Raw genomic sequence first — 25,726 nt, forward strand, 5'->3', positions numbered from 1 at the left:
TCGTTCATTTTGTCACCTCAAAATTGAAAACCTGGGTCGCGGCATGTCCCTTTGCGTCAATGCCATGAATTACTCCTACAAATTTTCCGGTTTTGTCTGAGGTGTAGAAACTGATGTTCGTTTTACCGGCGGTGCCGGTCTTCAGATCGGGTTGCCATGTAAGTACGTTCCTGAAATCCGGCAGGCGGCTTGATTGCCGGACGGGTGTGTCATATGCAGGGCTGTAAAATTCACGCTCAAGCTGTAACCCTTCATAGTCAAGTATGACAGCTTTAGGATCGAAGACAAACTCAGGCATATTCCCGGCATAACTGGTAAAATTCGCTACCCCGTCAAAAACAAACTTTCCCATGATATACCTGTTGGTCACTACCTCGAGAGACCGGACCTTAATGGGGTCATAGCTGAGGATCTGCCTGTGAGTGACGGGCACACCATCTAACAGCAGCAAAGGTTCGCCATCCAGGTATCGCATCTGGTCCCAGTCTGAGATCCTTAGCCGTGATTGGCCCGCTGTACGTTTAATTCCAACTTCGGGGACATATTCACGCAACACTTCTTCCATCGTCGTAAAACGTACATAATCATCAAGCAGGTAACGCTTCGTATACTTTCCGTAAAAAGGGTTTGAATCAAGTGCAGGTAAGTTGAACCGCGTAAGCGAATCATTCATATATGCATTGAGCGTCTGAACCGCAACGCTATGGTTTAATATGGTTTTTGACTGCGATTGGTTAAGGTTGAATGGCAGCAACGCCTTAACTGAATACCTGTCCGAAAATGGGTCTGCAATATCTATCCGGTAGTTGCTGTCCTTAAGCGGCTCCATCTGTACCACAATTTCGTTTTTGCCATAATAGTCGCGGATATCAAAATAGGCGCGGCCATCTTCATCCGTCATCGACGGATAGAACTGTGTTTTCGTCCCTGGAACAGACAAGTATGCCTTAGCACCGGCAACCGGCTGCTGACCCCTGGTATAGGCAACATTGGCCTCTACCTGGTGACCGTCAAACTCAGGCGGGTATTTAGGTGTAACCCCTGGTTTTCTTAGCGCCTGCCCCCAGTTGAAGCGACGCCACCCCTGGGTCATCATAAGGTTGTCTGCTGCAGTCAGCGCATCGGGATCCTTTGAAAAATAATAGGCAGGCGACTCTATAGTTCCTTTAATGTCCGAAGTCAGTAATAGGTAAGTCTGCATATCACTAACCGATGTTCCCGAAAGCGAGTCAAGCTGGTAAACGGACAGCGACAGGTCTGCCGCCACAGGCTTTCCTTCATAATCAGCAAGGAGCTCTACCTCAATTTTGTTTCGTGGTGCGATGCGGGTATTGGCCAAACTTGCTTTGAGTGTGAGCGGGCTTTGTGGCTGTTTAAACACCAGGCGTTCACATACCGGTTGTTGCTCTGAATTAAATATGGTGAGATGTGAAACTCCATCACCGAGGGCTTTCTTTTCGATAGTGAAAACCGCGGAACCATTTACAAAGATTTTTTTCTCAGCGTGCCTGATCGTCTGCCTGGTATGTGCGAGCAGATAAATTTCTCCACCGCTCGTTTTATCAGAAAGGTTCGTGTTTACAGTGATAGTGTAAGTGCCGGAATTTTCATCTGCACGGATATTATATCCATTGGTTTTAGCAGCGGGAAGATCCTGGGAAATCCTGTTGCCGTCAGCTGTTGTGAGCAACACCTTATAGTTATGGCCAGCGGTTGGTTTGAGTGTAAAGTGGCCCATTCCGTATTTAAAAGTTGAGAGTCGCGTAAGGGTATCGTTGTTTTCATCCACCAGTACACCTGTGCATTCAATGCCAGTTCCATACTGATCGTTTACTTTAAATGCAACCCTGTTCCCGAGATCGTTTATGAGGTTACCTCCCTCCGGAAAAAGTTGAACATCATATTTTTTTTCAGTCACCACCGCAGGCAGGTTCAAAGTTTTCAGTGAATTGACTATACAGATATTTTTTTCAAAGAAATATTCCGGATCTGTATTTTTCATCCATTTGGTATAAGCTCTAAGCTTGAAATTCCCTGAACTGACTGAAGAAGGCAGAAAAAAAGAGCCTTTGCCTGTGTTGTTTTTTATCGCATTTTTTGCCTGCATAACAGGCTTGTTGTTCTGATCTATGATTTCGACATAAGCCAGTTTGCTGAGATCAAGTGGCCGGTGAAACGTTCCATCCATATAGTAGATCTTATACCAGACAATCTCACCGGCCAGGTAGAAATCTTTGTCAGTATGCACAAAAATCTTTTCCTGGATATTTTTTCTTGTGAAAGATGTAAACTGCTCAACAACCGGAAAATTACCTGTTGACTGTGCCTGTACTAAAAGGCCGCTAAGCAGCAACGCGATCGATAATATATTTTTCATCATGGCCAGAAACTCGGTTTGGTGAGCGTGCCCCGGAGAGTGCAGTCGATACAGGTAATGTCGGTGGTCCACAGTTTCAGAATCGCATTTGATGCAGGTGACGTCTCTTCAGGTGTTACCGGAGTCGGATACCCGGCAAACCTGATGGAATCCGGATGGTTCTTAAGAGAACTCTGAACACAGCCCTGGGTATACCCCCATGGAGATACCTGCGAGTTTTTGATAAAGATCCTTTTTGTATAGATTTCAGAAATTTCCATGAAGCCTATTACGGGCTCAGCGGGATTTGTAACACAAGTGATGTTTCCCTTAAGTTCTGAAGGCTGCGCATCAAATATCGACCCTGTCTGCTCCGTATTTTTCTTCATACGGGAGAGATACTCAAAACCCTCCTTGCTTATCGATGACTGACGAACAAGAATGCTATACAATACACTGATCTTCCAGCTGGCCATTGGTATTGTTGTTACCCGGTAATGAGTCGTATCGCGACTTATCCTTGCCGTTGAGAGAATTTCGATGGTGGTTGATTTTGCAGCCTGGTAACAAACGTACCTGGAGAGATCTGCCGATTGGTCACGGAATATATATTCAGCCAGTGGTACAGTGTTGTATTTAAGGTTGGGAGCATAAGCGGAAGTAAATTCCCAATCCTCCTCGTAGTTCCAGCGATAATATCCGGATGTATTAGAGTTTCCTTTCGCATCAACATAAATATCCACTCCCTTATCGTTTCTCTCCCACTGTATACTATCAATAACCGGTGATTGTTTCACAGGCAGGTATGATGACAGATACTCTTTGTTGTCATGCCTGATCCGAAGACGGTATTTCACCGCTTTGTTGAGATTCAGCTGGTTAATGACATACTGTCCATTGTTGCTATGGGGTAATGAAAATTTCGAGTTGTCTTCGCCTTCAACCGTGACTATCGCATTAGTAACATTATTGATGGTGAATGAATCTACCAGTCTTACTGATCTTGAGAGATTGACCGAAGTGGGCCCCTGGCCGCCGTTTATCGTACCATCCACAACCAGGTAACCGGAAGCTGGTACGTTCACCGGGAGATCATATGCGTCTCTGCAACTCAGAGACAACACGGCAAGCAAAACATAAAACAATTTTCTCATCGTAAACAATTAAAACCTGACGGTATAATTTATGAATGGTATCAGGCTGCCGAAAATCGACAAACGATAACCGTTGATAAACCCATTTTCTGAAACGAAATAAACCGAATAAGGATTTCTCCTGCCGGTAAGATTATAAATTCCAAAGGTCCAGGAATTATGTGTCTTTTGTTTGACCTTATGATTTCCATCAAGATTCATAGACAGGTCCATTCTGAAATAATCCGGAATGCGGTATTGGTTCCTGTCAGCAAACAAAGCACGTTGCGATCCCCCATAATAATACCTGCCTATCGGAACAGTGATTGGCCGGCCGGTGCTATATGTTGTAGTTAAAGAAACACTGAAGCGGTGTGTAAAGCGATAGTTACTCACCACAGTAAGATCATGCGGTTTATCATAATTCGCGGGGTAGTACTTTCCGCCGTTAATAACCTCCCCTGCATTCGGATCATCCTGTTTTAATAATATTCTTGAGTAGGTATAACTAACCCAGCCATTCAGTTTTCCTGTGGGCTTTTTCACCATCAGCTCTATCCCGTACGCCTTGCCTTTAGTATTGATGACATCTGTTTCAATAGTGTGATTCATTACGAGCTCTGCACCGCTTTTGTAATCAAGGTAATCCCTGATACGTTTATAGTAAACCTCAAATGAAGTTTCAATAGTGTTGTTCTTGAAGTTTTTATAGAATCCCATGGAAAACTGATCACCGTACTGCGGCCTTATATTCGGATCGCTGAGTTTCCAGATGTCTGTCGGCGAGATCGACGTAGTATTTGACAACATGTGAATATACTGTCGCAGTGAATTGTAACCGGCTTTAACAGAGAAACTTTCGGTGAGACTGTACCTGATACCAAGGCGGTACTCCGGGCCGTGATAAGTGTTGATAATCTTGCCGCTTTCATAATTTTTAGTCTCAACCAGGTTGTCTTCTTCTTTTGGTAATCCTTGTGCATAGGTGTTAACATCGCGCGGCCCCAGTGTATTAAAGACCGAATATCGTATCCCGGCCTGTAAGGTGAGGTCGGGCGTAATGTTCCATTTATCTGACAGGTATATCGCTGACTCTTCGGCATTCTCTGTCTGCAGCACATCAGGTATAATAAGCGATTCGGGGGAATTTGGCTGATATGAACCGGGATGGAGTTGATAATTTATGGTACTTAATCCAAAATCAATAGTGTGATCAGAAAGATAATGAGTGAAATCTGCTTTGAAATTCAGTTGCTGAATATCGAATTTCAACTGATGTGCGTTTATCTTATCCTTTTCACTGGCAATCTGGTATTTATAACTGTCGTAGCCTGCAACCACAGTTGCGCTCCACTTGTTATTAAATACATGTTTATATTTCACAGATAAGTTCCTGTTGCTGTAGCTGAATGTTGTATCGTTGTTCAGGCTAAATTTATCACGGCTGTAATATCCGCTTACATAAAGGTTATTTTTTGGATTGAACTGGTGACTGATCTGCAGGTTGACGTCGTAAAATCCTGCTTTGCTGTTTTCATATTCCGGGGGCAATAACTTTAGTAGCCAGTCAGCATAGGTTACTCTGGCTCCGAGGATAAAAGAAGTCTTGTCTTTGATAAGCGGACCTTCGATGTTAAACCTGCTTGTTACAATGCCCAGGCCGGCAGAACCCGTGATTTTCTTTTTGTTTCCTTCCCTGCTGCTGATATCCAGGACAGATGAAAGGCGTCCGCCGAATTTCGCCGGTATACTGCTTTTATACAGTTCAACGTCTTTTACTACATCAGGGTTAAAAGCAGAAAAGAAACCGAAAAAATGCGATGGATTGTAGATGGTAGCATCATTAAATAATATCAGGTTCTGATCGGTGGATCCGCCCCGTACATTGAAGCCGGTGCTCGCCTCCCCGGCTGTCTTAACACCGGGTAACGTGAGCATTACCCGCATGATATCCGACTCTCCGAACAAGGCCGGTACCTGCCTGATAGTTTTGATATTCAGCCGATCCATGCCCATTTGGGGGCTGCGTATGTTATTTAACTTTTGTGCTGATACTATTACTTCTTTCAATGATACCACCCGCTCCTCCATCAAAATGTCAAACTTTCCATCAGAATTCATGATCAGCTGCCGGCGCGTATCTTTCATACCCAACGACTGCAGATTGATAATATTTCTTCCCTTCGGAAGCGAAAGCGAGTAGTAGCCATATTGATCAGTAACAGTACTGATAGAACCGGTACTGGTAAAAATCGAGACACCTGGTATCGGCTCACCGGTTTTTACATCACGGATATAACCCGCTAATATTGTTTTCCCACCGGATCCGCTATTTGTTTTTATGCCGATCTCAAACACCTTGTTCTCAACCGAAGGATCAATTTTTACAATCTTTTTGTCTCCAAAATCAGGAAGGGCAAGGTTAGCAGTATCTTTGGCTCCTCTTGAAAAAAAATCGCCTGGTAATTCCGCAGTGATGCGCACTCCCCGGGTAAGCAGAACATAATCCTCAGCAGAAACTATCGTGTAACGGAAATCTGTGTTACCAAAAGCCTGGTCCAGCACCCTGTCCAGCGGCGCGTCTTTTGCCGATAAGTTTATCCGTAAACTGTCGAACTGTACCTTATCATAATAGAAAAAAAGTTTTGTTTGTTTTTCAAGTTCATCTACAAATGTGCTGATGGTGGCATCCTGTACCGTCAGGGTAACCTTAGGCAATGCCTTTTGTTGGGCAGAAGAAGACTGGCTTAATACGAATGAAAAAGTGAACAAGATTATTAACCTCGTCATATTATTTTTTTGATGAGTCGTAAAATTTAACCGCCCTGATGATGGTTGCCTCGCGTTGCTTGCGAAACTTCAGCTTATTTCTGCGCAGGTCCTGTCTTATTTCCTTTGACCGGTCCCTGAAAACTGCCAGCAATGATCTGTAGGTTTTGACCGGATAATAAACACTGTCCCTGATCACATAATAGAAGTCCTTCTCAGAAATCTTCCGCACAACCTTATCTGTGACCTGCTCCTCTATACGCTTGGTTCGTTTGCTGATGAGCGTTATGTTGCCTTCATACAAAAAATCGTAATACCCGGTTGCCACGGGTAACTGGTTAAGAGAGTCCTTAACCATTCGCCTGTAATGATGGTTAAGAAACGTGAACTCTTTGACCTTCGAAGAGATAAGCACAATTTTGAAAAAGACATCAAAATGCTGAATGATCAGCTCGTCCTTCACCAGGTCGTACTGCATGTTCACACTATCGAAATATAAGCCGTCGTAAACGACTGATCCCCGATGAAGATCAGGGTCCAAAAAAAAGGGATGCCCTTCCATTGGCAGGTAGCCAATATATTCTTTACCATTATATAACCTGGACCTTTTGTCTGTGAATTGATAATAAAGGGAGATGGCGGTGTCCGCTGTTACAGACAGGGTATCTTTTATAACCAGACTATTCTGGCCGCACAAACTATAGCAGTAAAAAAAGAACAGGACAGGCATTAACTTTTTCACTCGTTAGAATTTGGTTCAACTATTATCCGGAAACGAATCGCTCAGATAACAAGGGCTTTAAATATACATTTTTCTCCCGAACTGTCACACCGTGCCGGGAGGTCATGAATGCATTGCAATGTTTTTTAATAAGGAGGTTATAGTATTCAGACCAGGAAGTTATAGTATGCAGAACAAAACGTTGGAGTGGAGAACAAAACGTTGGAGTGCAGAGCAAACCGATGGAGTGCAGAACAAACCGATGGAGTGCAGAACAAAAGGTGTAACAGGAAGAGTAGAAAGCCAGGGAATAAATTAATGAAATTATAATGCCGGCAACACCTTGTCTTGTGGGGGAATGCCTTCGGGAGATTTGATTTTCCTGGAAATTTTTTCAATGTCCATCGTTGTTTTATAGATAAAATAGAACTGGTCCGTGATGGACTTGAATTCAGAAAGCATCTTCCTGGTGGAAGTTTCAAGCTGACCCTGTTCAAGTTCTTTTTGCCTCTTTACCATCAGTGCGTTTACTTTCTTATCGAGTACGCTTACATTGGTTTGATCACTATCAATGGCCACCGGGTCTGATTTACCCTCCAGCGTTGAAGCGGCCCGCCTGATAGAACGTACACTCGCTTTAATAACCGGCTGGTAGTCGTCACTCAAATATTCCGGCTGCAGGTTATCGGCATAATAGGCAAGCGTGGCAATGTAAGAAGTGAGCATATGATTTGACACCACAAACTGATGTATCTCCTTAATATTTTTCTGCTTGCTTTTGGGTTCGGAAAGCATCCTGTTGAATGCATCAGTCAGGTTAGCCAGCGAAACCCAGCTGTCCTTTCTTTTCAGATCCGCCCATCCGGGTTCTGCCGGCTTACCTATAAAAGTCATAGCAACCGACTCATAATAAGCCTGGTTATCTTTCAATACCGGGATCATGAGTTTATCTATTTGCTCGTGCTCCCAGATTGGCGGAAGTAAATAGCTGAATATAAATGCAAGTGCCGAGCCGATCGCAGTATCTATTACCCGGTCCTGGAGGATTGTGTTGAAGTCGTTTGGATCGAGGAGGTGAAACATCAGCAGAAGATACACGGTCATCAGGATCATGCTTATGAAATAATGGGTACGCAGAAAACTGTAGGTGCCTGCCATTGTAATTGCCATCAGCACGAGGATGGCCGTCCGGTCTTTAACCAACAGGAGTAAGAGGGCGCCCAACCCCACCCCTATCAGTGTTCCCACAAGCCGTTCAATGTTTCTTTTTTTGGTAAGACCGTATGCCGGTTTAAGGATAACTATTACGGTAAGTAAGATCCAATAGCTGTGACCGAGCGGAAAAAATAAACCGACTATGTATGCGCTTAATGCCGCAAGCGCGATCCTGATAGAATGCCGGAAGATATTTGAACCGAAAGTCAGATTGTCGCGAAACAGCTTCGGGTCAAGGTGCTGGTGGGTAACGAAGTTTTCGGGGTCGGGGGCAGTATCTGCTTTTTTTGATAGCTTTTCATCGTAGGTGGTGTATTGATGAAGCACCCGGATTCTGCCGGCTATATCTTCTATGCTGTCGAGTATGTGCCTGAGGCTTATAAATCCCTCAATGTTTGAGGGATTAAGGATCGATGTTCTTAGTTCCTGCAGATGTTCCCTTGCCTTAAGAATTCCCGCATCTACCGGGCCCATTTTTCTTGATCTTTTTCCCTCTTTCAGAGAAATCCCGATCTCGTCCAGTTCATCGGCCAGCGCAAGTATCAGGTTCATGTATTCCCCCATGATCCCGGTTCCCCGGAAATACCCATGCAACTTCTGATAGTCCTGGTGAGCGGTCATTGCCCGCTCAAAAAGATCGCTTACGTCGAGGAAGATTGACATCAGGATGCGACTGGTGTTAGTCGATTCCCTGACTATTCCCCTTGTTTGAAAAAGCAATTCGGCGATAAGGTTCTGTTTTTCCTGGACACTTGTCTGGGCGTGAAAAAGTGCTTCGAAATTGTTTTCTGCGGCCTTGTCCTCTATATAAAACCTGGCTCTTGCCCTAAGGTAGCCGGCGGCAGACATGACATAATCACCCATCGCCTGTTGTATGAGCTTGTAGGGGCGGATAGTATAAAGTCCAAGGCTTAATGTTATATACCACGCAGATCCTGCCAACAGGTAAAGCGCATTGATAAAAATGTCTTTACCCACAAAATGATGCTGGGTCTGAAGCACCAGCACTAACAGGGCAGCAATGCCGATACCGGTTGCCCTTGTTCCATACACACCAATCATTGAGAATAAAAAGCAGAAGAGTGGTAACAACAAGAAAAATAACCAGGGGACTGAAGAGGTGTATCCACTTATAATTGCCATTACAAAAGCAATGGCTCCCGAGATAAGCATGCCGTTTCTACGGTGATGGATAGGCCCGGGATTATCGGCAATACTTACAGCAAGGGCACCCAGTGAAATGGATATGCCGGTTTGAATATGCCCAAAGTAACCCAAAGTCAACGAAGGAATCAGGATCCCTGAAGTAACCCGGATGCCCTCATGCAGATAATGACTGCTTATGAAATTCCTGTATTCCTTAACATAGTCCATGGCAGGTAAATGAACTTTTCCCGCGCTGCCAATGGCTTCTTAAGGGTGTGGGGTGATCAATCTTATTCATAAAACCGCAACTTGTTTTTTACTGCCGTTAACTCGTCCTGCAAACTCCGGATCCGGCCAAGGAGGTGCCCGATAGCCTCAACTCCTTCCAGGTTGATGTCCATTTTGAAATGAAGCTCTATTATATGTTCAAGTTTCTCAAGTTCGTCCCGCGAAAGATAAACCTGCTGCTGAATTTCTGTGGTTTGTATCAGGCCAAACTCAGCGAGTGACCTGATAAATGAAACCTCAATTTGGTGACATGAGCAGAAATCGGTGGCTATTACCAGGTTTTCAGTATCCATGACAATCGTTTTTAAGATTTGAATTCGGCCAGTTTTCTGAATAATTCCCTTTCTTTCTCAGAAAGATTTTTGGGGATGGTGATATTGAATGACACGTACAAGTCTCCCCTGACGCTTTCGTTTTTATATTCAGGAAGGCCTTTTCCTTTGATTCTCATTTTTGATCCGTTCTGCGTTTCCGGTGCAATCTTAAGTTTTATCTTTCCATCCAGCGTATCAATTGTTTTTTCCCCTCCCAACACCGCAGTGTAGAGATCAAGATCTACCGTGGTGTGGAGGTCATTACCTGATCGTTTGAACCTGGGGTGATCCAGTATCGAAAATGTAATTATCAGGTCGCCGGAGTTCGCCCCATTAACGCCTGGCGCACCGTATCCCTTCAACTTGATTTTTTGCCCGTTTTCCACACCGGCAGGAATCGTTATCCTGACATTCTTGCCATTAATATTGAGGGTCCTGGGATGGGTTTGTGCAACGTCTTCAAGGCTCAACTGAAGTTCTGCATGATAATCCTGGCCCTTATATCTTCTTTGTCGGGAATGCCCCTCCTGGTGCCCGAACATCGACTCAAAAAAAGAAGAGAAATCACTGTCTCCAAAATCCCCTTCAAATCCCTGGCTCCCGCCGCCGCTGTACTGTTGACGTGCACGCTGTTGTTCAAATTGCTCAGCATGCTGCCAGTCCTTACCATACTGGTCGTATTTTTTTCGTTTCTCCGGATCACTAAGTACTTCATGAGCCTCGTTGATCTGTTGGAACATCTTGTTTGCCTCCTTATTGTCGGGATTCAGATCCGGATGATATTTCCTCGCAAGTTTCCTGTAAGCCTTCTTCACCTGATCTGTGGTTGCAGACTTATCCAGCTCCAGGATCTTATAATAATCTACATAATCCATGTATCTTCTTTTAATATTTTAAGCTTAACAAACTGTCTTAGCTATCCGAAAAAGTTGAAATTTCAACTTAGATTTTGATGATGCAAAATTAAAACAAAGCGTAGAAATACCTATTCGCACACCGAAAAATGAAGGGATAACACGCTATAACAGTTTCATGTTTCTTTTTAATTTGCTGAATGATCTTTACAAACATCGTCAGGCGATATTTGAATCTCGCCCCGGCACTATCCGATACTCTTATACAGACTGCGTACCATAAAAGTGGTCATATCGTTTTGGCATATAGTTACGGCTACTCGTGCCACCGGGTGGATCTGAAAGAAATTGAGAACATCGATATTCATTACAAAGAAGATCTGATGCTGGTTGCAGGTATCGTAAGTTACTCTATAGATCCCGTGTTGTTCGATAATCTTCCTGAATACCATCAGAAAAGAGCAGGAATTGTCACCGAACGACTGATCAACATGCTCACATCTGGCTACCTGGCTCAACAAAGGTCAGAACTTGGGGAGCAGTGCCTGTACCGGGCGGGTGAAGAATTGTTAAAACATCCACCAGCTCCAATTGACCGGCTTACCAACTTCAATGAACGGATCAGTGCCGAACCTGCCGATCCATATACACGCGCTTTCAATGTTCAGTCGATGTCATATTTTCTCACCCGGCCGGAGAACTGGAAATTAATTGACTCACTTGCCCGTAATCTGCTTTATGCGCCGGCTAATACGCTGGACCAGCATGCGATCGAGAAAATTATAAACCGGAGCCATGCCTTTAAAACGCCGGCAAAGCTTGGTCGTGTCAGCACTATGACCCAGTTCCCTAATGCCGCATTTCGCGCTGCCGGCTCAAACTGAAGGTAAAGTCGGTAATACTCTTTAACAAACCCCTTCTTTCTATCTCCAGGTTAGTGCTCACCAAACAACGTCTCTTTTGCTATACGCAAATTGGAGTGCTCCATCCAGCTAATAGATTTCATCTAGCTAATAGATTAATTGTCAAAGTCTAAGATCTGACGTATTTTGCAGGAACAGATGATGAAGCGTGATTCGCTAAATGGTAAAAGAATTTTTCTGGTGTGGGTTTCTTCAGTAGATTGCAAAAAAAAAGCCCCATGTAGAAACAGAGGGCGCTAACGATTGCTTGCCATATGAAAATAGTTCGAAGTATTCTTTGAGCTGAGTATCACAGCTTTACTGTAAAATAAGTCTCACGATTGCCTGCTTTTCGATTGCTGCCGTATGATTAACTCATTTTGATATATCAAAGATAGGGTGCCTTACAATCCATTAGAAGCAATGATTTTGCGATTTAATTACGTCAAAATGGACTTTTTAGTTTCAAAAGTCTTAACTGTATTGCATCCCAGGATAATTTGTTCATTATGTCCAACAGATTTACGGATACATTATTTACCTTAATTCATTCCCTCGAAAAGTCCGAAAAACGACATTTTAAGCTTTATATCAAGCGGAGTTCTGCAAAAGAGGACCTGAAAATTGTAAAACTGTTCGATGCGCTTGACAAATTAGATGACTACGACGAGAAATTGTTGCTGAAAAAGCTACCGGGAATCGAAAAACCCCAGCTCTCCAATCTGAAAAGTCACCTTTACAAAGAAATTCTTGCCAGTCTCCGCCTCCTCAAAAGCACAGACAGTATAGATCTTCAGCTAAACGAACAATTCGATTACGCTCATATCCTTTATAAAAAAGGGCTCTTCAGCCAGAGCCTGAAAATACTCGACCGCGCGAAGGAAATTGCCAAGGCCAACCAAAAGTTCAATTTCCTGATCCAGGTGATCGCCCTGGAAAAAAGGATCGAGGCACTTCACATCACCAGGGGAATGCAAAGCCGGGCCGAAAGGCTTGCCGGCGAAACCAATGAGGTCATTAACCATATTGACATGGTGGCCCGCCTCTCTAACCTGGCATTACAGCTTTACAGCTGGTATATAAAAAACGGACATGCCAGGAACGAAAGGGATGAAGTGGGGGTGAAGCTGTTCTTCTATGAGAATCTTCCAGGGAAAGCCTTATTGCAAACTGGGTTTTATGAAAAGCTTTACCTGTATCAAAGCTATACCTGGTATGCATTTATCCGGCAGGACTTCCTGCTGTACTATCGCTACGGACAGAAATGGGTTGATATTTTTGATGAACAGCCGTTGATGATCCGGGTGGAGACCGGCCACTACATTAAAGGACTGCATAACCTGATGAATGCGCATTTTGTGCTACGTAACTACAGGAAGTTTGATGCGGACCTCAAAAAATTTGAGCTTTTCGGGCAAACCGACCGCGTCCAGGACCATGATAACTTTCGGATCCAGACCTTCATATACATCACCACTGCCAAGATAAATCAGCATTTCATGCTGGGCACATTTAAAGAGGGACTCTCGCTGGTGCCTTCGATCATTGAAAAACTCAATGAGTATGCTCTGTTCCTTGATAGTCACCGGATAATGGTGCTGAACTATAAGATAGCCATGCTCTATTTCGGATCAGGTGACTATGAGACCTGTATTGACTATCTGCAGAAGATCATTAATGATAATGTAGAATTGCGTAATGACCTGCAGTGTTATGCCAGGCTGCTGCACCTGATGGCACACTATGAGCTTAAGAACTATGAATTGATGGAGTACCTGACGAAATCCGTCTATCGGTTCATGTCCAAAATGGAAAACCTGACTGTAGTTGAAGAAGAAATGTTCAAGTTTCTCAGGAACTCATTCCATGTATCGCGCCACAAACTGAAAGAAGAACTTGAAAAGTTCCTGGACAAAACCAAAGCGCTTGAAAAAAATCGTTTTGAAACCCGCTCATTTGCTTACCTGGATGTTATATCGTGGGTAGAAAGCAAAGTATCTCAAAAGACAATGAGCGAAGTAATCAGGGAGAAGTTTTTAAAAAGCCATAAAAGACATTGAGAATCCGGAAGCTTCCGATAAATACCAGGCACGGCGAAACCTTTTGGAGCCAATTGACGATTAATCCACGTTAACATAGCTGATTATCCGATATAATAACCCCTTTCATGAGGGGTTTTTCGTGTGTACATCTCTGTAATCTTCGCGAAACAGGGATCCTGCCTCAAATGGCATAAGATTAGAAATACCTTATTCACGGTAGATGGTCACTGCTTCACAGGCGGGCACCATATCAGTTTCAAAACCCTGAACTGCCAGTTACAAATCAATCCGGAGGTGCTGTGGGGATTTATTTACCCATAATACAGATAAATATTTGATTAAATGATGAAGCTAAACCAAAAAAAGCCCCGGGAATATTTCCTCACTAAAAAACTTGATGATTTTTTTACAGGGGTTTATCAGGCTTGCAAATTCATTATCCGCTTTTTTAAGGAAGCCTTTATGCCTCCGTTTGAATTCAGGGAAATCGTCAGACAGTGTTATGAAGTAGGTTATAAATCATTGGCGCTTATCTCCATTACCGGGTTTGTAACAGGGATCGTATTTACAAAACAATCACGTCCCTCACTCGCAGAATTTGGTGCTACATCATGGCTTCCTTCACTGGTTTCTATCGCGATACTCCGCGCACTTGCCCCATTGATTACGGCCCTGATCACCGCGGGGAAGGTGGGATCCAATATTGGCGCTGAGCTAGGCTCCATGAGAGTAACTGAACAAATAGACGCTATGGAAGTTTCGGCCACAAATCCTTTCAAGTTTCTCGTGGTTACCCGGGTGATAGCTACCACCTTTATGGTGCCGGTCCTGATGCTCTATGTAGCATTAATAGGTTTGTTCGGAGGGTTCCTGAATGTGAATGCCAATGAACAAACCAGCCTGGTCACATTCTTCCAAAAAGCTTTTGAGAGTATACGGTTTATAGATATCTGGTCATCGCTTATCAAGTCGTTAATATTTGGATTCACCATAGGCATTGTTGGCGCTTACCAGGGATATAATGCATCACAGGGAACCCAGGGGGTCGGCAAGGCTGCCAACTCGGCCGTGGTACTTTCTATGTTCCTGATTTTTATCGAAGAGATCGTAGTTGTGCAGGTTGTCAATTGGTTCAGATAGATGCAATATCGTTAATGGACATACGAAAATGATAATGGAGAGTGTAAAAAATATTAATTCAGAAAGTGTTGATCCCGTCATCCGTATCCGGGGCCTTGTCAAATCTTTCGGGTCCAATCATGTACTCCGTGGAGTGGATCTGGAAGTGCGCCAGGGAGAGAATGTTGCAGTACTGGGAAGATCCGGCACCGGAAAATCTGTACTAATTAAAATTATTGCCGGTTTATTGAAACCAGATTCAGGCACTGTAAATGTACTTGGTGAGAATGTGGCAGAACTTGATTATAAGGACCTGGAAAAACTAAGATTGCATATCGGTTTTTCTTTCCAGAACAGTGCCTTGTACGATAGTATGACAGTGAGAGAGAACCTGGAGTTCCCGTTGCTCCGTAATGGCAGCAATCTGAAACATAAAGATATTGATGCCTCTGTCCAGGATGTGCTGGATTCAGTAGGACTTTCCCAGACGATCAATCAGTATCCGTCTGAATTATCGGGTGGGCAAAGAAAAAGGATCGGCATTGCGCGCACGCTGATCATGCAACCGCAGATCATGTTGTATGATGAACCTACTGCCGGCCTCGATCCTATTACCAGTATTGAAATTAACAGTCTTATTAAGGAAGTTCAGCAGAAATACAACACTGCTTCGATCATAATAACGCATGATCTTACGTGCGCCAAAACGACTTCTGACCGGATAGCCATCCTGCTGGATGGTAAATTTCTCAAGACCGGCAGTTTTGATGAGGTGTTTGAAGATCATGACGAACGAATCAAAAGTTTTTACGATTATAATTTTATTGACTAATGAAAACACAAAGAAATAAACGCGCGGTCACCGTAGGCCTTTTTGTTGCCATCGGAGTTATCATTCTGCTTGTCGGAATATTTACGCTCGGCGGACAACAAAAAAGTTTTGTCCGGGCAATAAATGTCAACGCCATTTTTGATGATGTGGCAGGATTGCAAATAGGTAACAACATCTTTTTCTCCGGGGTCAAAATTGGGACAGTTAAAAAAGTTGAGTTCTATGGTGACTCTAAAGTTCGTGTGCAGTTGCATATAGAAAAAAAGGCACAGGAGTTTGTAAGAAAAGATGCAAAGGCAAAGATCGGTACAGATGGACTGATCGGTAACAAGATCATTGTGATATATGGCGGATCAACACAAGAAGAACCTATTGAAGGAGGCGAGACGCTGATTGTTGAAAAAGCGATGAGTACCGATGAGATGCTGGCAACCCTGCAAAAAAACAACGAAAACCTTGTTTCCATCACCACGGATTTCAAACTGGTAAGCAAAAGACTTGCTGAAGGCCAGGGAACGGTCGGGGCCTTGTTACAGGACGAAAAGCTTTTCAGGAGTCTCGAGGCTACGATGGCAAACCTTCAGTTGGCGGCAAGAAACAGTCAGAAGCTTACTGGCGGTATCGCAGCATTCACCGCAAAACTGGAAACACCCGGTTCACTTGCAGACGGACTTGTGAACGATACAACCATTATGAGCAACCTTAAGCAGGCAGTTGCCCAGCTGAACCAGGCATCGGCGGGTGCTTCTGAGTTTGCAGATAATCTTAAAAAGTCAAGCAACCAGCTTAATGATACAGATAATACGCTCGGTATGCTCTTGAATGATGAGGATGTCGGCCATGAGTTTAAGGATCTTATTCAAAATCTAAACACCAGCAGCCAGAAACTTGATGAAAACCTGGAAGCATTAAAGCACAATTTTTTATTCAGAGGTTATTATAAGAAGAAAGCAAAGCGGGAAGCGAAGGAAGCAAAAGAAGCTAAAGCAGCTGTTGTTGAAAGCCCAAAAATCAATTGAGAATCGCGGTCTTACAGGTATGATTCACAAAATCGACCCGGATAGTCAAAATTCCAGTAACTTGATTTTATAACAAGCTGCTGCCATATGAATATCCCTCGTAGTCTTAAGATCATTCCCGTAGCGGGTTTGATAATTGCTTTCCTGATGTTCCACCAGGGTCTTGCGGGCCAGGCCTCAACTAAACCTGTTCCTGGTCGTGAACTGGAGCAACAGTTAGACGTAGGCAAGCCCAAACTTGCGGGCTCGCTACAATACGATGAAGCTTCGCAGGTATATACCCTTAAAGGCGCAGGCTATAACGTTTGGTTCAACCGTGATGAATTTAGTTTCGTTCCCATAAAAATCTACGGCGATTTTATCCTGACTACAAATCTCAGGTTTACAGATACCACCGGCAATGTCCACAAAAAGGCGGGTTGGATGGTCCGGGAATCCCTGGATGAATCTGCGGCCCATGTGAGTGCAGTTGTTCATAAAGACGGACTGATTTCAATGCAGTCAAGGCCTCTGCGTGGAGCGTTCATGCGCGATCCACAGGATGAGATCCGTGCACCCAAAAAACGGACAGATATCATTCAACTGGAGCGATCCGGTAAAGAATTCATCATGCGAATGGCAATTGCGGGGGAGCCGTTACAGGTGGTAGCCGTGAGGGAATTTAAAGACATGCCGGATACTGTTTATGCAGGTCTGTTTGTGGCATCCCATGATGCCGCCAAAGTGGAGGAAGCGCAGTTCTGGAACGTGAGGATTGACAAACCTGTTCCTGATAATTATTCTACCAACAGGTCGGGGTTTATTGGTTGTCGTCTCGAAATACTTGATGTCTTTTCCGGCACAAGGAAAGTTATTCATGAGTCGAAAGGAAGATTTGAAGCTCCTAACTGGATGCCTGATGGAAAACACCTGTTGTTCAACGCTAACGGGTCCCTTTATACCATCCCGGTTGAGGGCGGTGATACAATTAAGTTGAACACGGGTAAGGCAGACAGGAATAATAACGATCATGGCATATCCTTTAATGGGAAAATGCTCGCCATCAGCTCCCACCGCACGGGCCTGCCGGGCGGAGGTTCCAGCGTTTACGTGTTACCGTTATCAGGAGGAGAACCAACCCTGCTTACTGAACAGACCCCTTCTTATTGGCACGGCTGGGCTCCTGATGGAAGTCACGTTTTGTACGTAGGTATGCGCGATGGGAAAAATTATAATATCTACAAAAAATCTGTGAAAGGTGGGGAAGAAATCGCGCTAACCACAAATACGGATCATCACGTTGATGGTCCCGAATATTCACCTGATGGAAAATATATCTATTACAATGGCAGCTCAACCGGCACCATGCAGATCTGGCGGATGAAACCTGATGGCAGTGGTAAAGAGCAGGTTACCTTCGACGAAAATAACAACTGGTTTCCCCATATTTCACCTGACGGAAAATGGATCGCGTATATTACTTTTCCACCGGTGATTAATCCCAATGATCACCCGTCTTACAAAAGGGTCAGACTGATGTTAATGCCTGCTTCAGGCGGAGCCCCAAAGGTTATTGCTCATTTATATGGGGGACAGGGTACGATCAATGTGCCATCCTGGTCGCCGGACAGTAAAAGACTCGCTTTTGTGAGTAACTCAAGGCGCTATGAAGAGAAATAGTAAGTAATTTCGCCTCACTAAAAAAAGCAGATATGGAAATCAGTGGTAAGCTAATTCAGTTTCTTCCTTTGCAGACCGGCCAGGGGAAAAACGGCACCTGGAAAAAACAGGAATTTATCCTCGAATTGGGCGGTCAATACCCTAAAAAAGTTTGTATTGCAGCATGGGGCGATAAGCTCGACATGAACAGTTTCAAAATTGGTGATAACATCGAAGTTTCTTTCGATGTGGAAAGCCGTGAGTACAATGGTCGCTGGTACACAGATGTAAAAGCATGGAAAGTAGTGAGTAAGCAGGACGGACCTGGTTCAAATGATGGAGGTGGCCGTGGTTATGTTCCACCTGCCCCTGTTGATGCCATGTCAGGTGGGGACGATGATCTTCCCTTCTAAGGACAAAAAAAGCCAGGTGCCAATTCCGGCATCTTGCTCAAATGATAGTTTGTTTGCGCGACCGTCATCCCCGGAGGATGGCAGTCGCGCAATTTTTTTGTAATACCTGGGAATCCAGTCACTGAGGACGACTACAGACCAGGAAATCCTGTCACCGAGGACGGTTATTGATAGGCTAACTGAAACGTTCAACATGAATAATAAGTCCACAGATGTGGTGCTGATCGGCGCTGGCATTATGAGTGCAACGCTCGGAACTTTGCTTAAGCTCCTGGATCCTTCCATAAGGATTACCATTTTTGAGAGACTGGACTTAGCCGCTTCCGAAAGTTCCGATGCCTGGAATAATGCCGGGACGGGCCATTCCGCATTTTGTGAGATGAATTACACCCCGGAAAACCCAGATGGCACCATCGATACTGAAAAGGCCGTGAAGGTTGCCGAATCCTTTGAGATTTCCCGTCAATTCTGGGCTTATCTCGTAACCCGGCATTTGCTTCCTCAACCGGAAGACTTTATCCGGAGTATCCCCCACATGTGTTTTGTTTCAGGTAATGAAAATGTCAACTATCTCAAAAAACGGTTCGCCGCACTGCGCCCGATACCTTTGTTTGAGGGGATGGAGTTTTCGGAAGACCGGGACAGGATCGCTGATTGGATCCCATTGATGATGGAAGAACGAAACCCGTCAGAACCGATAGCGGCCACGAGGGTTAGCGCCGGCACGGATGTAAATTTCGGTGCTCTTACCCGTAGCCTTATAAAGAACCTCGGTGAGATGGACGGAGTTAAGATACATTTTCATCATGAGGTCAGAACGATGAAAAAAATGAGTTCGGGAAAATGGCGGATCGGGGTGAGAGATCTGTCAGCTTCGAAAACGAAGGTGGCGGACGCTGACTTTGTTTTCATTGGTGCAGGTGGCGGATCCCTGACTCTCCTCTTGAAATCCCAAATCCCGGAGGGAAGAAGCTTCGGCGGGTTCCCCGTAAGCGGACAGTGGCTGCGATGCACGAATGAGGAGGTTATCATGGGTCACTATGCAAAAGTTTATGGCAAGGCTTCTTTAGGCACCCCGCCAATGTCGGTTCCGCATCTTGACACCCGGATCATCAACGGCGAGCGGGCGTTACTTTTTGGCCCTTATGCCGGCTTTTCAACCAAATTTTTGAAAAACGGTTCTTTCCTGGATCTTTTCCGTTCATTGCGATGGAGTAACATCGTGCCAATGCTATCCGCCGGATTAGCCAATATCCCCTTAACCCGCTACCTGGTTAACCAGGTGACGCAAACGGAAGCGGAACGCCTGGAAGCATTGAGGGCTTTTGTACCAACAGCAAAAGAAGAAGACTGGCAGCTGGAAATAGCAGGACAAAGGGTGCAGGTAATAAAAAAAGATGAAGAGCAGGGCGGGATTCTTGAATTTGGAACCGAGGTGGTAAGTGCTGCTGACGGATCGCTGGCTGCACTACTGGGGGCCTCGCCCGGCGCTTCAACCGCCGTATCAATAATGCTGAATGTGATGAACGTCTGCTTCAGAGAAAAGATGCAAGACGATGCGTGGACCAGGAAAATACAGGAAATGATTCCTTCTTATGGCAAGCATTTGTCTGACGACGCCAGGCTTTGCAGAGAAACAAGATCGGCCACGGCGAGAATATTAAAACTCGAAAAACAAGAGTTCGCCGAACATCAGGCTTGAAAGATCATCCCATAAATCAAAAACATCACTCCATAGCTGATATGATATCAACTATGAAATGATGCTTTATTATCCCGGTTCCCGGGCGAGGACGTATTTGGATTATACGGTTACTTGAATTATACGGTTATCTTACCCTGGATGCCATCGTCCATAGTTTTACCGGTTACTGCACCAGCCAGGATTTTGAGCAAAGACACTGTTTTATTGTTCTTGGTATCCCAGTAATAGGCATCCGAAGGAACAACCTTAATAATGGTCAGTTCCGGATCATCGACTCCTTCCGGGAACCATGTTTTAACGATCGGGTTCCAAAGCTCTTTTGCAATGTCCCGGTCAACCATGATAGTGGCTTCTCCGTACACGCTTAAATATTCTGAACTTCCTTTATGTGAGTAAAATAACTGTACTCGTTTATCCATCTTGATTTCTTCATTATGAGCGCTTGATTTGCTGCTAAGAAACCAAAGGTTTCCTTCATCGTCCACTTTTTGCGTTGACATCGGACGGGCTGAGATAGGAAGATGGGTAAGGTTAGTTGCAAATAAACAGATATCAGCATCCCTGGCTATATCCTGGATCTTTTCTATCGCTTCTGTATTAGACAGGTCTTTTGTGTCTCCCATGATTAGTAAATTTAATTTTTGGCAATTTGATTTGAGATAAATGAATATCAATTGGTGTGCCTCCCGCAATTAAACCCTTAGCAAATTTTTAAGAAGCGGCAGAATGAAAACCATATTTTGATATCCGGTTTTTTACTAAATTTGTCACTCATCAAAGAAAAGGAGGTATTCATGAAATCTACAGATCATTCATGGAAACCTTCGGTTGGTATCGCCTAACCGGGTTTCTCCATCAAAATATCTGCTGACAAGAGTCAGGAACCATCCCGTATGTACGGGATGGTTTTTTTTTGATCGAACCAAACACCATGCTGTGATTCAATTTTTATCCTTCAACCTCCATTATACTGATCTTTTGATCCTTGGCCTTGTCGCGATGCTTACCGGCATGGCAAAAACAGGAGTTCATGGTGCAGGAATGCTGGCGGTACCCTTGCTCGTATTTGTATTTGGTGGGCAGGTTTCCAGTGGTGTTATGCTACCGATCCTTATTCTAGCGGATATCTTTGGAGTCTGGTATTACCATCGCCATGCGGAATGGAAGGTTCTGAAAATCCTGTTCCCATGGGCCGCCATTGGGGTACTGATCGGCACATTTACCGGTAATTATATTGATGATAAAATGTTCCGGTTCATAATGGCCTTTGTTATTGTGACCAGTATTATCATCATGCTTTGGCTGGAAAAAGCGAAACCAAAGGATATTTCGGCAAGCGTTGGATTCACCATAGCCATTGGGATAGCCGGGGGATTCACTTCCATGGTTGGTAACCTTGCGGGTACAGTGATGGCAGTGTACTTTCTCTCCATGCGCCTGCCAAAAAACAGCTATGTCGGCACCACTGCCTGGTTTTTTGCTGTGGTCAATTTCTTCAAAATACCATTTCACATTTTTGTCTGGAAGACGGTAAAGCCGGATGTTCTGTTGCTGGACCTGATGACGCTGCCGGCAATATTGCTCGGAGCTTATCTTGGCATTGTGATTGTCCGCAATCTATCGGAGAAGGTCTATCGAACATTCATTATTGCGACTACGCTACTCGCAGCATTAGTTATGTTATTGTGATGATTTTTCTATAAGGCTAGCGGTCTGCGAATCTGTTAGTTTGTACTACAGCGATCTATAGCCGCTTTGACTGTAAGGGTAGAATAATGGTAAAGGTCGCTCCCTGGTGCAGTTCCCCCCTTGCTGAAATTACGCCGCCATGATGGCCCACTATTTCGCGGCAAATGGCGAGGCCAATCCCGGTTCCTTTGTAAGTCGATTTATCGTGAAGTCTCTGAAAAATAGCAAAGATCTTCTCCGCATAATCGTTTTGGAACCCAATCCCATTATCGGTAAACCGGATCCGCAAATAGCGGCTTGAATTATCGAGCCCCGCTTCTGTAGTCTCGTTAATTGAAGGGAAATCAGAAGTTATAGATATGACGGGTGGAACATTGGGGCGTACAAATTTCAGGGAATTTGAGATAAGGTTTATAAATAGCTGGCGGATTTGTATAGGGTTTACAAACGCCTCTGGTAAGGGATCGTAACGTATCACAGCAGCACGCTCTTCAATCTGTGGTTCGATACTGGAAATCACATCCCGGAGTATATCAGTGAGGTTGGTCTGTTCAAAGTTCTCATCCGTATTTATCTTCGAAACCGAAAGTATTTCATCGATCATCTGTTGTAAGCGCAGAGATGATTGAATAATGGTTTTGAGTATGTTGCTGCTTTGCTCGTCAAGTTTGGATTCGTTTAACATGCGCAACCTGTCCCCGAATAAAGAGATCTTCCGCAGCGGCTCTTTGAGATCGTGACTGCTTATATAAGCGAATACCTTCAGGCTGGCGTTTGACTTCTGAAGTTGAATTGTGCGATCGTAAAGTGTTTTCTCCAGGGTCTTCTGAGCAGTTACATCCTGGCAGGTTCCGATCATTTTGTACGGCAAACCTTCTTCATTCCGGATCACCTCACTTTGACCATACAGAATTTTTTCCGCACCATCGGGTGTTTTGATCCGAAAATAATACTCCCGGTGCCCCGGGTTGCTGATCTGCTCCTGTATTCCAGCCTTTCGGGTTTCCCTGTCATCAGGATGAAGAAATGATAAATATCTGTCGAAGGTGATTTGCTCCGATTGAGCCGGTAAGCCATATATGTTGAACAACTCATCTGACCATTGTACCCTGTCTGAGTGGATGTTCCATGCCCAGTTGCCTATCCTGTTCAATGCCTGTGCCTGCTTGTATAACTCTTCACTATGCTGAAGTTTCCTGATCATGTGATGTTTCTCGGTAACATCCATAATCGTTGCGTTTAACTGCGACGCGTGGCCATCATTATATTTTACCTTGCCTTTTGACCAAAGAATTCTTTCGCGGTTTTTAATGGTACACCGGTATTCGCATTCATATTGGCGCACGCTGTTGATTGCTTTGTCGAACATTTGCATAACCTGCGTTTTATCCGCAGGGTGCACATTAGCCATGATTTCTGCGAATGAGTTTCCTGGTTGCAGGCCCAGGCGCTCAAGATCTTTAGAATAGGCTGTGATCCTGTTTTCCGTCAGATCCCAGGTAAAGGTTCCGAGGTTCGCGAGGTTCTGTGCTTCCAGCAGAGCCTCTTCTTTGGCCTGCAGTTGTTCGGCGTATAAACGTTCCTGTGTAATATCAAAGGCAACTCCAAGTAGTTGAGTGGGGTAACCGTTTGCATCCCTTTTATATGCCGTCTCGTAGTTTCGCATCCAGCGATAGTCACCTTTGCTGTTCCTCAGGCGATATTCAAAAAAGCGTACTTCGCCTTCCTGCATATTTGAAAGCGATTGAATGTAGCTGTCTGCATTCAAGAGATCCTCCGGATGGACGATCTGCCGGAAAAACTTGTTATTCCCCGCGAAATCATAGTGGTTATAACCAAGCTCAAGAAATAATTTTTCTGCCGGCAGAATCTGTGTGTCACCGGGTATGTCATGCACATAATAGTAGCCGGGAGACGTGGTGAACAGTTTATCCTTTATGGATTTCTCCTCAAGCATTTTTTCATTCAACAAGTCGATATAATTGTCTGCAGCAAGTACGTTGTACCTTGCGAAGATCAGATCAAGTTCATCAATAATTTGTAGAATAAGCGAAGTATCAGGGGTGTAACCAGGTAAAAAAGAGAGTAATGTTTTTTTTCGCGCCGCATGGGTCAACAGGATATCTTCCGGGGTAATCTGTGCGCTGTTTATATGAGTTAACAAATCCTGCCGGTATTGCCTGACCCACTTTGTCATATTATCCAGGATCGAATTATTTGCGACTCCTTCAAGAAATTCCGTATAATAATTTCTTGAATTCGTCACCACATCTTCAATCGGGGCATCTTTGAAATGTTCCCAAACCGGGATGTTCATCGACTTTGAAAAGGTAACTTCCCGGCGAAGATATTCTTCCAGGTGATTATCCAGTATGTACTTCGCAAATCCCGGGGCAACTGAAAAAATCATGTCACCTTTTTCATTTGCCATGTGTATATGTTTAAGGGGTTCTTACAATACTTAAACAAAAATAGAAATATTCTTCAACAATAGGTCATGGCTTAAATGATTTAAATGCCCTATGGTTGCGGATTTTATAGCTGGTTGCTGATTTTATAGCGTATACTTTATCGGTTTTTCCTGATGGTTTCTAAATACATAAAGCCGGGCATGCCCGGCTTTATAACATTTATGTCTCTTCGAATTTAAAGAAGGTGGAGTATTATGTTCTATTACAGTTCTATTACATTGGCCTGGTTGGCGCAGGCGTACTTGGCAGTATTTCGGGTTCCGGTTCATAAGGAAGATCCGGATCAATTTCAGGTTCTTCTTCCGGCTCGATGTCCGGGGTTTCCAATGGGCTTATTTCAGGCTCATCCAACGGATCATCTTCAATTTCTGATGGCTCTACCGGATCTATTTCTGCGGGTTGCCTGGTGTTTGGTATTTCTGCCGGCCCTGACGGGCGTTGTTTTTTTGACATAAGTTTTTTTATTAGACTGTTAGTTAAATACTAAAAAATGATGCCATCCGTCATAAACGGACAATATTAAAGATTGTGACCGGTGGATTGAAGTACTGATCTTCTTCACGCATATTATAAATCTTTCTGACAATGTCCAGGCCCTTAACTACACGGCCGAAGGCAGCATACCCCTGGCCATCAGGATTGTTTTCACCACCAAAATCGAAACCGGGCTGCTCTCCCACACAAATAAAAAATTCTGTATTTGCAGTCCCTGGTGTAAACCTGGCAAGGGAGATTGTTCCATCTTTATGCTGCAGGCCTGTTTTAGCTGTGGATTCGTGAGGTATACCTGGTGGATTTATCCCTCTCTTTGCCCTTGACCGGTATAAGCCGCCCTGGATCAGTTCTGCCTTTGGCGCATTTGAAGGTTGATTATATACATTTAATACGCGGTAAAAAGTTGAGTTCCTGTAGTATCCTGAATCTACATATGATAAAAAAGCAGTAGCAGTAGCCGGAGCCTTATCAGGATACAATTCGAGCTCGATGTTCCCAAAGTTTGTCCTGATTTCAATATGTGGTGTCTGATTTACAGGACCAGAACAAGCAACGGCTATAAAAAACCATAGTAAAGTCAAAAGTCTGAATGCAGTTTTCATCGC

The 25,726-nt window shown here is 44.2% G+C and carries 21 protein-coding genes; 10 read left to right on the forward strand and 11 right to left on the reverse strand.

Annotated elements, in window-relative coordinates:
- Positions 1-4: 4 nt before the first annotated feature.
- The 4 genes from ACX0G7_RS14870 to ACX0G7_RS14885 are packed head-to-tail and all read right to left on the reverse strand — an operon-like array spanning position 5 to position 7,000.
- The gene (locus ACX0G7_RS14870; protein ID WP_458924285.1) at positions 5-2,380 is read right to left on the reverse strand and encodes a hypothetical protein; all 2,376 of its coding nucleotides are present in this window, start codon (positions 2,378-2,380) and stop codon (positions 5-7) included.
- On the reverse strand, positions 2,377-3,510 hold the full coding sequence (locus ACX0G7_RS14875) for a DUF4249 domain-containing protein (protein WP_458924286.1): 1,134 nt from the start codon (positions 3,508-3,510) through the stop codon (positions 2,377-2,379). Before ACX0G7_RS14875 ends, ACX0G7_RS14870 begins: the two co-directional genes overlap by 4 nt.
- A gap of 9 nt (positions 3,511-3,519) precedes the next feature.
- Positions 3,520-6,279 carry a TonB-dependent receptor gene (locus ACX0G7_RS14880; RefSeq protein ID WP_458924287.1) on the reverse strand — a complete coding sequence of 920 codons (2,760 nt, stop codon included), beginning with the start codon at positions 6,277-6,279 and terminating at the stop codon, positions 3,520-3,522.
- Between the two features lies 1 nt (position 6,280).
- Positions 6,281-7,000: a hypothetical protein gene (locus ACX0G7_RS14885; protein WP_458924288.1), complete on the reverse strand. Its 720-nt coding sequence runs from the start codon at positions 6,998-7,000 to the stop codon at positions 6,281-6,283.
- A 118-nt stretch (positions 7,001-7,118) separates the two neighbouring features.
- Here ACX0G7_RS14885 and ACX0G7_RS14890 point away from each other — a divergent pair, with 118 nt between their 5' ends.
- A complete protein-coding gene (locus ACX0G7_RS14890) occupies positions 7,119-7,298 on the forward strand; it encodes a hypothetical protein (protein ID WP_458924289.1) in 180 nt (59 codons plus the stop codon).
- A gap of 5 nt (positions 7,299-7,303) precedes the next feature.
- Here the strand turns inward: ACX0G7_RS14890 and ACX0G7_RS14895 are convergent, their stop codons facing one another.
- The 3 genes from ACX0G7_RS14895 to ACX0G7_RS14905 all read right to left on the reverse strand — a co-directional run bounded on the left by ACX0G7_RS14895 (position 7,304) and on the right by ACX0G7_RS14905 (position 10,817).
- On the reverse strand, positions 7,304-9,568 hold the full coding sequence (locus ACX0G7_RS14895) for an FUSC family protein (RefSeq protein ID WP_458924290.1): 2,265 nt from the start codon (positions 9,566-9,568) through the stop codon (positions 7,304-7,306).
- Between the two features lie 62 nt (positions 9,569-9,630).
- A complete protein-coding gene (locus tag ACX0G7_RS14900; RefSeq protein WP_458924291.1) occupies positions 9,631-9,921 on the reverse strand; it encodes a chaperone modulator CbpM in 291 nt (96 codons plus the stop codon).
- An 11-nt stretch (positions 9,922-9,932) separates the two neighbouring features.
- Entirely contained in the window at positions 9,933-10,817 is an 885-nt protein-coding gene (locus ACX0G7_RS14905; RefSeq protein WP_458924292.1) for a DnaJ C-terminal domain-containing protein, read from the reverse strand.
- A gap of 179 nt (positions 10,818-10,996) precedes the next feature.
- On the opposite strand from ACX0G7_RS14905, the gene ACX0G7_RS14910 reads away from it, so the two are divergent.
- The 8 genes from ACX0G7_RS14910 to mqo all read left to right on the forward strand — a co-directional run bounded on the left by ACX0G7_RS14910 (position 10,997) and on the right by mqo (position 20,463).
- On the forward strand, positions 10,997-11,680 hold the full coding sequence (locus tag ACX0G7_RS14910) for a hypothetical protein (RefSeq protein WP_458924293.1): 684 nt from the start codon (positions 10,997-10,999) through the stop codon (positions 11,678-11,680).
- 527 nt (positions 11,681-12,207) lie between these two features.
- On the forward strand, positions 12,208-13,758 hold the full coding sequence (locus tag ACX0G7_RS14915; RefSeq protein ID WP_458924294.1) for a hypothetical protein: 1,551 nt from the start codon (positions 12,208-12,210) through the stop codon (positions 13,756-13,758).
- Positions 13,759-14,082: 324 nt separating this feature from the next.
- Entirely contained in the window at positions 14,083-14,880 is a 798-nt protein-coding gene (locus ACX0G7_RS14920) for an MlaE family ABC transporter permease (protein WP_458924295.1), read from the forward strand.
- A 34-nt stretch (positions 14,881-14,914) separates the two neighbouring features.
- Entirely contained in the window at positions 14,915-15,691 is a 777-nt protein-coding gene (locus ACX0G7_RS14925; RefSeq protein WP_458924296.1) for an ABC transporter ATP-binding protein, read from the forward strand.
- Positions 15,691-16,710: an MlaD family protein gene (locus ACX0G7_RS14930; protein WP_458924297.1), complete on the forward strand. Its 1,020-nt coding sequence runs from the start codon at positions 15,691-15,693 to the stop codon at positions 16,708-16,710. Before ACX0G7_RS14925 ends, ACX0G7_RS14930 begins: the two co-directional genes overlap by 1 nt.
- A gap of 87 nt (positions 16,711-16,797) precedes the next feature.
- Positions 16,798-18,369 carry a TolB family protein gene (locus ACX0G7_RS14935; RefSeq protein ID WP_458924298.1) on the forward strand — a complete coding sequence of 524 codons (1,572 nt, stop codon included), beginning with the start codon at positions 16,798-16,800 and terminating at the stop codon, positions 18,367-18,369.
- Positions 18,370-18,401: 32 nt separating this feature from the next.
- The gene (locus ACX0G7_RS14940; protein WP_458924299.1) at positions 18,402-18,761 is read left to right on the forward strand and encodes a DUF3127 domain-containing protein; all 360 of its coding nucleotides are present in this window, start codon (positions 18,402-18,404) and stop codon (positions 18,759-18,761) included.
- A gap of 166 nt (positions 18,762-18,927) precedes the next feature.
- Entirely contained in the window at positions 18,928-20,463 is a 1,536-nt protein-coding gene (gene mqo, locus ACX0G7_RS14945) for a malate dehydrogenase (quinone) (RefSeq protein WP_458924348.1), read from the forward strand.
- A 119-nt stretch (positions 20,464-20,582) separates the two neighbouring features.
- Here mqo and ACX0G7_RS14950 read toward each other — a convergent pair whose 3' ends face one another.
- Positions 20,583-21,089, reverse strand: a complete 507-nt coding sequence (locus tag ACX0G7_RS14950; RefSeq protein ID WP_458924300.1) for a pyridoxamine 5'-phosphate oxidase family protein — start codon at positions 21,087-21,089, stop codon at positions 20,583-20,585.
- 313 nt (positions 21,090-21,402) lie between these two features.
- Between ACX0G7_RS14950 and ACX0G7_RS14955 the strand changes: the two genes are divergently transcribed.
- Complete coding sequence (locus ACX0G7_RS14955) at positions 21,403-22,155, forward strand: sulfite exporter TauE/SafE family protein (protein WP_458924301.1); 753 nt, start codon at positions 21,403-21,405, stop codon at positions 22,153-22,155.
- 55 nt (positions 22,156-22,210) lie between these two features.
- Here the strand turns inward: ACX0G7_RS14955 and ACX0G7_RS14960 are convergent, their stop codons facing one another.
- The 3 genes from ACX0G7_RS14960 to ACX0G7_RS14970 form a co-directional block, all read right to left on the reverse strand.
- Positions 22,211-24,586, reverse strand: coding sequence for a PAS domain-containing sensor histidine kinase (locus tag ACX0G7_RS14960; protein WP_458924302.1), 2,376 nt, complete (start codon positions 24,584-24,586; stop codon positions 22,211-22,213).
- 253 nt (positions 24,587-24,839) lie between these two features.
- Positions 24,840-25,079 carry a hypothetical protein gene (locus ACX0G7_RS14965; RefSeq protein WP_458924303.1) on the reverse strand — a complete coding sequence of 80 codons (240 nt, stop codon included), beginning with the start codon at positions 25,077-25,079 and terminating at the stop codon, positions 24,840-24,842.
- A 50-nt stretch (positions 25,080-25,129) separates the two neighbouring features.
- Positions 25,130-25,723: a peptidylprolyl isomerase gene (locus tag ACX0G7_RS14970; RefSeq protein ID WP_458924304.1), complete on the reverse strand. Its 594-nt coding sequence runs from the start codon at positions 25,721-25,723 to the stop codon at positions 25,130-25,132.
- Positions 25,724-25,726: the final 3 nt, after the last annotated feature.

Source organism: Flavitalea antarctica (assembly GCF_054461535.1).

What these genes read in the sequence shown, in the direction of transcription:
- ACX0G7_RS14870 (WP_458924285.1), bottom strand. Translation starts at nt 2,380, where the DNA reads ATGATGAAAAATATATTATCGATCGCGTTGCTGCTTAGCGGCCTTTTA.
- ACX0G7_RS14875 (WP_458924286.1), bottom strand. Translation starts at nt 3,510, where the DNA reads ATGAGAAAATTGTTTTATGTTTTGCTTGCCGTGTTGTCTCTGAGTTGC.
- ACX0G7_RS14880 (WP_458924287.1), bottom strand. Translation starts at nt 6,279, where the DNA reads ATGACGAGGTTAATAATCTTGTTCACTTTTTCATTCGTATTAAGCCAG.
- ACX0G7_RS14890 (WP_458924289.1), top strand. Translation starts at nt 7,119, where the DNA reads ATGTTTTTTAATAAGGAGGTTATAGTATTCAGACCAGGAAGTTATAGT.
- ACX0G7_RS14895 (WP_458924290.1), bottom strand. Translation starts at nt 9,568, where the DNA reads ATGGACTATGTTAAGGAATACAGGAATTTCATAAGCAGTCATTATCTG.
- ACX0G7_RS14900 (WP_458924291.1), bottom strand. Translation starts at nt 9,921, where the DNA reads ATGGATACTGAAAACCTGGTAATAGCCACCGATTTCTGCTCATGTCAC.
- ACX0G7_RS14905 (WP_458924292.1), bottom strand. Translation starts at nt 10,817, where the DNA reads ATGGATTATGTAGATTATTATAAGATCCTGGAGCTGGATAAGTCTGCA.
- ACX0G7_RS14910 (WP_458924293.1), top strand. Translation starts at nt 10,997, where the DNA reads ATGATCTTTACAAACATCGTCAGGCGATATTTGAATCTCGCCCCGGCA.
- ACX0G7_RS14915 (WP_458924294.1), top strand. Translation starts at nt 12,208, where the DNA reads ATGTCCAACAGATTTACGGATACATTATTTACCTTAATTCATTCCCTC.
- ACX0G7_RS14920 (WP_458924295.1), top strand. Translation starts at nt 14,083, where the DNA reads ATGATGAAGCTAAACCAAAAAAAGCCCCGGGAATATTTCCTCACTAAA.
- ACX0G7_RS14925 (WP_458924296.1), top strand. Translation starts at nt 14,915, where the DNA reads ATGGAGAGTGTAAAAAATATTAATTCAGAAAGTGTTGATCCCGTCATC.
- ACX0G7_RS14930 (WP_458924297.1), top strand. Translation starts at nt 15,691, where the DNA reads ATGAAAACACAAAGAAATAAACGCGCGGTCACCGTAGGCCTTTTTGTT.
- ACX0G7_RS14935 (WP_458924298.1), top strand. Translation starts at nt 16,798, where the DNA reads ATGAATATCCCTCGTAGTCTTAAGATCATTCCCGTAGCGGGTTTGATA.
- ACX0G7_RS14940 (WP_458924299.1), top strand. Translation starts at nt 18,402, where the DNA reads ATGGAAATCAGTGGTAAGCTAATTCAGTTTCTTCCTTTGCAGACCGGC.
- ACX0G7_RS14950 (WP_458924300.1), bottom strand. Translation starts at nt 21,089, where the DNA reads ATGGGAGACACAAAAGACCTGTCTAATACAGAAGCGATAGAAAAGATC.
- ACX0G7_RS14960 (WP_458924302.1), bottom strand. Translation starts at nt 24,586, where the DNA reads ATGGCAAATGAAAAAGGTGACATGATTTTTTCAGTTGCCCCGGGATTT.
- ACX0G7_RS14965 (WP_458924303.1), bottom strand. Translation starts at nt 25,079, where the DNA reads ATGTCAAAAAAACAACGCCCGTCAGGGCCGGCAGAAATACCAAACACC.
- ACX0G7_RS14970 (WP_458924304.1), bottom strand. Translation starts at nt 25,723, where the DNA reads ATGAAAACTGCATTCAGACTTTTGACTTTACTATGGTTTTTTATAGCC.